The 7,245-nt window shown below is 50.8% G+C and carries 7 protein-coding genes and 1 pseudogene; 4 read left to right on the top strand and 4 right to left on the bottom strand.

Features of this window, described 5'->3' with window-relative positions; translation table 11 throughout:
• Positions 1 to 196: 196 nt before the first annotated feature.
• The 4 genes from Q0294_RS15345 (at position 197) to Q0294_RS15360 (ending at position 4,179) form a co-directional block, all read left to right on the top strand.
• Positions 197 to 928 carry a DUF1080 domain-containing protein gene (locus tag Q0294_RS15345; RefSeq protein WP_299467194.1) on the top strand — a complete coding sequence of 244 codons (732 nt, stop codon included), beginning with the start codon at positions 197 to 199 and terminating at the stop codon, positions 926 to 928.
• Positions 929 to 1,020: 92 nt separating this feature from the next.
• Positions 1,021 to 1,878, top strand: coding sequence for a ThuA domain-containing protein (locus Q0294_RS15350; protein ID WP_299467196.1), 858 nt, complete (start codon positions 1,021 to 1,023; stop codon positions 1,876 to 1,878).
• A 31-nt stretch (positions 1,879 to 1,909) separates the two neighbouring features.
• Complete coding sequence (locus tag Q0294_RS15355) at positions 1,910 to 2,593, top strand: SDR family NAD(P)-dependent oxidoreductase (RefSeq protein WP_299467198.1); 684 nt, start codon at positions 1,910 to 1,912, stop codon at positions 2,591 to 2,593.
• Between the two features lie 140 nt (positions 2,594 to 2,733).
• On the top strand, positions 2,734 to 4,179 hold the full coding sequence (locus Q0294_RS15360; protein ID WP_299467200.1) for an NADH:flavin oxidoreductase: 1,446 nt from the start codon (positions 2,734 to 2,736) through the stop codon (positions 4,177 to 4,179).
• Here Q0294_RS15360 and Q0294_RS15365 read toward each other — a convergent pair whose 3' ends face one another.
• The 4 genes and pseudogenes from Q0294_RS15365 to metX all read right to left on the bottom strand — a co-directional run.
• Positions 4,180 to 5,004 (bottom strand): AAA family ATPase, encoded by an 825-nt coding sequence (locus tag Q0294_RS15365; RefSeq protein ID WP_299467202.1) that lies wholly within the window; start codon positions 5,002 to 5,004, stop codon positions 4,180 to 4,182.
• A gap of 262 nt (positions 5,005 to 5,266) precedes the next feature.
• Complete coding sequence (locus Q0294_RS15370) at positions 5,267 to 5,950, bottom strand: FkbM family methyltransferase (RefSeq protein WP_299467204.1); 684 nt, start codon at positions 5,948 to 5,950, stop codon at positions 5,267 to 5,269.
• 93 nt (positions 5,951 to 6,043) lie between these two features.
• Entirely contained in the window at positions 6,044 to 6,745 is a 702-nt protein-coding gene (gene metW, locus Q0294_RS15375) for a methionine biosynthesis protein MetW (RefSeq protein ID WP_299467207.1), read from the bottom strand.
• Between the two features lie 57 nt (positions 6,746 to 6,802).
• Positions 6,803 to 7,245: pseudogene (gene metX, locus Q0294_RS15380) on the bottom strand (homoserine O-acetyltransferase); the annotation flags it as partial.

Raw genomic sequence — 7,245 nt, forward strand, 5'->3', positions numbered from 1 at the left:
TCTGCAATTTTTGATAACGTAAATCAGTAAATTTGCCGCTTTGCAGAAAGATGTATCGATTATATCTGTCCTGAGCAGAAGACAGGACTGCAGGCTTTAGTGTGTCTTGCGGATATTGTACGATAGAATATAAATACTGGATTAAGTTGCGATTCAATTCAAAATATAATTTGACTTTCCGGAAAGAGAGTTTCCCATGAAATATCAGACTGCATTGTCCGTACTGCTTTCGCTGACAATATTTATGGCATTGATTATGTCAGGTTGCAGCGATTCCGGGTCGACGGACAATCAGAAGGATCGAGCCTTGAATGAAGTTTCGGCGATTGATCTGCCCGAAAAAACGTTAAATTCATTATTTGATGTGGAAGAGGGTTTCACGCTACTGAGCCTCAAAGACTTCAAAGAGTTTCAAGGGAAATCAAAAGAGCCGGTATCAGGGTCGACCTGGACGGAAAAAGAGGGAGTGATCTCCTGCACGGGCAACCCGCGCGGTTACCTGTATTCGCTGGAAAGTTTCGGTAACTGCTCTCTGCGACTGGAGTATCGTTTCCCGGAATCAGCCGAGAAGAATGAAAATCCGAATACCGGTTTCCTGTTTTTTATCACGGGAGAAAATCGGATCTGGCCAAAATGCCTGGAAGTGCAGGGTAAGTTTGCAGAGATGGCGCATATCAAATCAAACAGCAAAGAGATCACCCTGGAAGTCACCGACGATCAGGCGGCCAGAGAAAGTGCCAGACGTCCGGTTGGCGAATGGAACGCGATTGAAGTCATTTGTAAAAACGGCGCATTGACGTCGGTGCTGAATGGAACCCCTATCGCATCCTGCAAGCCAAGTGAACTCAAAGCCGGCTTTTTCGGCATTCAATCAGAGGGAGACGCGGTCGAGTTTCGGAATATCCGTGTGCAGAAACTGACCGATTAGGCATTTTGCTTTGCATTGGCCTGCCGACTTTCTTTAAAATAAACGGACTGAAATTACGTATCTCATTTAGACCCACCCGTGGAGCGATCACCATGCCATCCCGATTCCTGTCGACTCTCTGCCTTTTGGCGTTTGCCTGCCTGTTTACCCCTTCACTTTCCCAGGCGGAAACGGGAAAGTCCAGAGTACTGATGCTGACCCAGAGCAAAGGTTACACGCACGGTTCCGTGAAGCGGGACAAGACCGATTTAGCACCTGCGGAAATCGCGATGGTCCAGTTGGGCAAGCAGTCCGGATTATTTACCGTCGACTGCACTCAGGATGCAGCCGCTGACTTCACGAAAGAAAATCTGCAGAATTATGACATTGTCATGTTCTACACGACCGGCATGCTCCCCATTAAAGAAGAGGACATGCAATATTTTCTGAACGACTGGCTGAAACAGAAAGGGCATGGCTTCATCGGCTTCCATTCCGCCACAGATACTTATAAGTCCTACGAACCGTATTGGGAAATGATCGGTGGTTCTTTTAACGGACATCCCTGGGGGGCCGGAAACAAGGTGACGATCACCGTCCATGATACCGATCACCCGGCGATGAAGTCGTTCGGAAAAGAATTTCAGATCAAAGACGAAATCTATCAGTACAAAAACTGGCAGCCGGAAAAAGTGCATGTATTGATGAGCCTGAATATGGAAAAGTGCAATCCGAAAAAACCGTATCAGGTTCCCGTAGCCTGGGCCAAAGAGTGGGGGCAGGGCAAAGTTTTCGTGAATAATCTGGGACACAATCCCGAAACGTGGGTGAATCCTGCGTTTCAGGAGTCGGTGATTGGAGCCATTAAATGGATTCGCGGCGACGCTCCTGCAGCGGTTCCCGTCAATCCGGAACTTTCCAAGCAGGAAGATGCGAAAGCCGCCGCTGCTGCGAAAGAGGAATCCAAGTAAGCCCCGGTTGCGTAAAGAACAGGAATCGTGCATGTCGAAAGTGATTGTGGTGACGGGCGTGACTCAGGGACTGGGGCGCGCCATGACCGTCGGTTTCATTGAAGCCGGCCACACGGTCATCGGCTGTGGCAGATCGCTGGATCGGATTAAGGAACTGTCAACGCAGTACGGTGCGGCACATCAGTTTTCAGCGGTCGATGTCGCAGATGACGCTGCCGTCAAAGCCTGGGCTGCAAAGTCGCTTGATCGATTTGGCCCGCCTGATCTGCTGCTGAATAACGCGGCGCTGATCAATGAAAATGCGCCGCTCTGGGAGGTGCCGACGGAAGACTTTGATGCCATTATTGACGTGAATATCAAAGGGACTGCCAACACCATCCGCCATTTTCTGCCTGCCATGATCGCGCGGCAGACCGGCGTGGTCGTGAATTTCAGTTCCGGCTGGGGGCGTTCTACTGCAGCAGAAGTCGCCTCCTATTGTGCGACGAAATGGGCCATCGAAGGTTTGACGCAGGCGCTGGCTCAGGAACTGCCGCGCGGCATGGCGGCGATTCCGTTAAACCCGGGAATTATCAATACCGACATGCTGCAAAGCTGCTTTGGTTCACAGGCCCGCCATTATCCGACTGCGGAAGAGTGGGCGGAAATCGCGGTTCCGTTTCTGCTGAAGCTCTCTGCCAGAGACAGCGGAAAACAATTGACGGTTCCCGCTTAGGAATTCCGGGCTCTGCAGTTTAACACGCGCCGGTTTCGTTCCGCTGAATGGCAATTCACTTCCCGATTGAGTAAACTCAATTCAGTTGGTACTTCGTAATCTTATCTCAAATTTAATTTGCAAACATAGAGTCATCACACATGGCCAAATATTTTAAATATAAAACTCCCGAAGATGTGGTCGCAGACTCAGAACGGCTCGGCTGTCCCATTCAGGTTTCGGATAACTTTGATGTGTTGTATCAGCCAATTCAAATCGGTCATCTGCAGGCCAAAAGCCGACTGGGCATTCAGCCTATGGAAGGCTGCGACGGAACCACGGACGGATTTCCCGATGAATTGACTTACCGTCGCTATCAGAGATTCGGAGCAGGGGGCGCATCACTGATCTGGGGCGAAGCGACGGCCGTTGGTCCGGAAGCGCGGATGAATCCCCGTCAGTTGATGATCAATGACAAGACGGCTTCCGCATTACAGGACATGCTTGCCGGCTGTCGCGATGCGCACAAAGAAGTTTTCAGTTCCGATGCCGGGCTGGTGATTGGTCTGCAACTGACGCATTCCGGCAGATTCAGTTTTGAAAAGCCGCTCGTTGTCACTCGCGATCAGGTGTTGGATCCACGTACGATTGATAAATCAACGGGACGTCCCATCGATGCCAGTTATCCTGTTCTGACGGATGACGATTTGAAACGCATCGAAGATCAGTATGTCGCCGCAGCGAAACTGGCGGAGTCGATTGGTGTCGAGTTTGTCGATATCAAACAGTGCCATCGTTATCTGCTTTCGGAATTGCTGGCCGCGAAAAATCGTCCCGGTGAATACGGGGGTTCTCTCGAAAACCGGACCCGTCTGGTACGAAATGTCGTGAAACGTATTCGGGAAGAATGTCCGAGTCTGGTCATCGGCACGCGCATGAATGGCTACGACGGGATTCCCTATCAGGGAGCCGGCGCTGATTTTGTGGGAGCGCCTTGTCCGCACGAACTCCCTTTGCAGACGGCTTTCGGCACTGATCCCAATGATCATTTAAAAGAAGATCTGACGGAACCGCTGCAGGTTGCCAGACTGCTGCGCGAGTGGGGCGTCGGTCTGATCAATATTTCCAACGGGAACCCGTATGCGAATCCGCACGTGGTCCGGCCGGCCGAATTTCCGCCGACGGACGGTTATCATGCTCCCGAACATCCTCTGATCGGTGTAGCCCGGCATTTCCGGATTGCCTCGCAGATTCAGGCAGCCGTCCCTGATATTCCCGTGGTAGGAAGCGGATACAGCTGGCTGCAGGATTTTGCGATGCACGCTGCGGCCGCCAATGTGGAACAGGGAAAGATTTCGATTGTCGGCATGGGACGCGCGACGTTGTCTCAGCCCGAGTTCGCGAAGCAGCTTCAGGAAGAAGGAAAACTCAATCGGAAAACCATTTGCCGCACGTTTTCTTATTGCACCAACCTGATGCGCACGAAGGATCATCCACTGGGGCAATATCCCACCGGATGTCCTCCGTTTGATAAAGAGGTTTATGACCCGCTCTGGAAAGAAGCGAAAGCCAAGCTGGATGAAAAAAAGAAAGCGTCGTCTGAATAATCAGGCGGCTCTTTGCAGGGGCGCGTGTTCGGCTTTTTCATCGGCGATGATTTCCTGAACTAGTCCGGCATAATCTTTCGCTCCCGGACAGGTGCTCGAATAATCAAACACCGACTGTCCATAACTGGGTGCTTCCGCCAGTTTGATGTTGCGCCGGATGCGACTCTGGAACACCTTGGCTGCAGACCAGGGCGCTTCGGGGTCACTTTGATTTAAGAAGGCACACAGGTCGTCTGTAACATCGGCGGCCAGTCGGGTTCCCGTTTCATACAGGCACAATACGATACCGGAAACTTTCAACTCGCGGTTCAGACGACGTCGTACCAGAGCAGTCGTTTCAAACAATTTCGATAAACCCTGCAAAGCGAAGAAGTGCGGTTGCAGCGGGATAATGACTTCAGTAGCAGCCGTTAAAGCGTTGATCGTCAGCACACCCAGCGAAGGGGGGCAGTCCATGATCAAATAATCGAAAGGCTCCGTCTCCGCCATTTTCTGAATGGCCTGACGCAACACAATTTCCCGGTTGTCGGCGTCTACCAGTTCGAGTTCGGTCGCTGCCAGATCCAGTGTGGAGGGAACGACCCATAAATTTTTCGAGACCAGTTGGCGGGTTTCCGCCAGAGTTTTGAAGCCGGAAAAGACATCGTAAGCAGTCGGGATACTTCCAAACGGTTCAATGCCCAGATGTAAAGAGGAATGCCCCTGCGGATCGAGGTCAACCAGACAGACTTTTTTGCCCTGCATTGCCAGGCCGGCAGCCATGTTGACACTGGTCGTTGTCTTGCCGACGCCCCCTTTTTGATTCATGATTGCTATGATACGCATCGGGAGTCCCTTCCCTCTTTCTCTTCTAAAACCTGGATCACGTTTTATTTCAAACACTTTTATCTAAACACCTTACGTCACTATGTGGTGGCAGTGGACGCGGGTGCTCTTGAGTCATTGCTGACCTGGAGGTGGCGTAGTATATCGGGAAATTCCATTTTTGGAAACATGAATTAATGCGGCCTGTTCCGGAATATTTGTGCAGGAAATCGTGTTACGGTTTGCGTCGCATTACGCAGTCCATTTCGATCAGAATGAGCGACTACTGGTCCCGTGAAACCGGAAACAGCCCCGTCAGTTCGAAGCCCTTTTCCCGATACGCGGAAATCGATTCCATAAAATCCGGCATGCCTTCGTACAGAGGAAGAATCGCGATTTCCGACTGCAGCGCCACGATCCTGCCCAGTGATTTCTCGCCCCCTTTGAAAACTTCCTGATCAAAGCCTTGCGTGTCCATTTTCAGGAAGATCTGGTGATCTGTTTCCGCACACTTTGATATCACATCCTCAAATACATCATCCAGTTTTTTGACTTCCACGGTCTCTTTTTGTGCAATTTGAACCTGAGCGCTGCGGACCTCTTTGGCATAATCACTGGGATTCAGAAAAGAGGTGAACTCAGACTCGCTGGTGAAATTAATTTCCGTCGTCTCAGACGCAGAACCCAATGCACAATGATTTGTGTGCCACTTTTCGTCGCCGACGCTGGTTTTCGTTAATTGCTGGTAGGCTTCTTTCAAGGGCTCGAAAGAAATGATATAGCCCTCGTACCCGATTTCACGGAGCAGTAATCCAAATTGACCACGATTGGCTCCGACATCCAGCACGATGCTGATCTTCAGAGTCTGGAACAGGAGTTTCAAGTGAGATTTAAGTGTGGGGTGGTTTCTTTTGATATGAATTAACTCATACCCGAAAAGTTTAGGAAGCCTGCGATGTAGTCTCATCAATTTTCCTTCACCAGTTCTGGTATGAAAATCGCGCAGCCGCTGAATCAAGATCAGCCTTGAAATCCGGATAGTAATTCAAAATAGTTCTCGCTAGTACGAACTTGATTTAGGTGATTCCTGCCGGCGCTGCAAGACGTTTCCACTGTCCTCGTTTACGGGAGATTCATCGAGTCGTTGCAGGACATAGAGCACATGCTGTGCACGCAGATTGGCCAGCCATGCTTTTGAAACGGCCCGATGATTGATGATCGGGATTTCCTGCAGGATCTCGATACCCAGCAGCCGCATCAGATCCTGAAAATCGTGCATGGACATCAGATGCAGGTTGGGGGTGTTATACCATTCGTAAGGCAACACCTCGGTCACCGGCGCGCGTCCCTGTTTCAGAACCTGCAGCCGAATCCGCCAGTTTCCAAAATTGGGAACCACCACCAGCGCCTGTTTGGCAACGCGGACCATTTCTTCCAGAAGCTGTTTGGGATGCAACACCTGCTGCAGCGTCTGGCTCAGCACAACATAATCGAAGGCGTGATCGGGAATATCCTGCAGACCTTCGTCCAGGTCGGCTTGAATCACGGGGACGCCACGGGCAATGGCGGCGTGATGTTGTGCGATATCAATTTCAATTCCCAGAACCGAGGCATCCCGCTCATCTCGCAACCGGGCCAACAGGCGACCATCGCCGCAACCCAGGTCCAGCACGCGACTGCCCGGCTGAATCTGTTCGAGCAGCAGTTTGTCCGTCACTTCCAGCGACGGGTCCTGCATACAATATCGATGTTGCGCACACATATTTAATGATCCGTGTCAGTTACCGCTGGTCTCAGCAGTAAGAAAATCTGTTAGCAGTTATTTTTTCTGAGTTCTCTCTGCCAGACACGCCTGATAGGCCTGCTCCAGAAAGGGAGTAATCATTTTTTGCAGTTGTTCAATTTCAATCAAAAAGGAATCATGGCCGAAAGGGCTTTTTAATTCAATAAACGAAACATGTTTCCCGCACTCGATGAGTGCCCTCACGATTTCTTTACTCTGGTTGGTGGTAAACAGCCAGTCCGAATCATAAGAGGCGATCAAAAACCGGGCGTTGGTTTTGCCCAGTGCATTGACCAGCGAACCATACTGAGATTCGAGATCAAAGTAGTCCATGGCGCGGGTGAGATAAAGATAACTGTTGGCGTCAAACCGCTCGACAAACCGCTTTCCCTGATAATGCAGATAACTCTCGACCTGAAATTCCACTTCCGGCAGCATCTCATACGTAAAGGTATCATGGTCCTGCAGACGCCGACCGA

This window comes from uncultured Gimesia sp. (assembly GCF_937919775.1).
In the GTDB taxonomy this organism is placed as follows: Bacteria; Planctomycetota; Planctomycetia; order Planctomycetales; family Planctomycetaceae; genus Gimesia.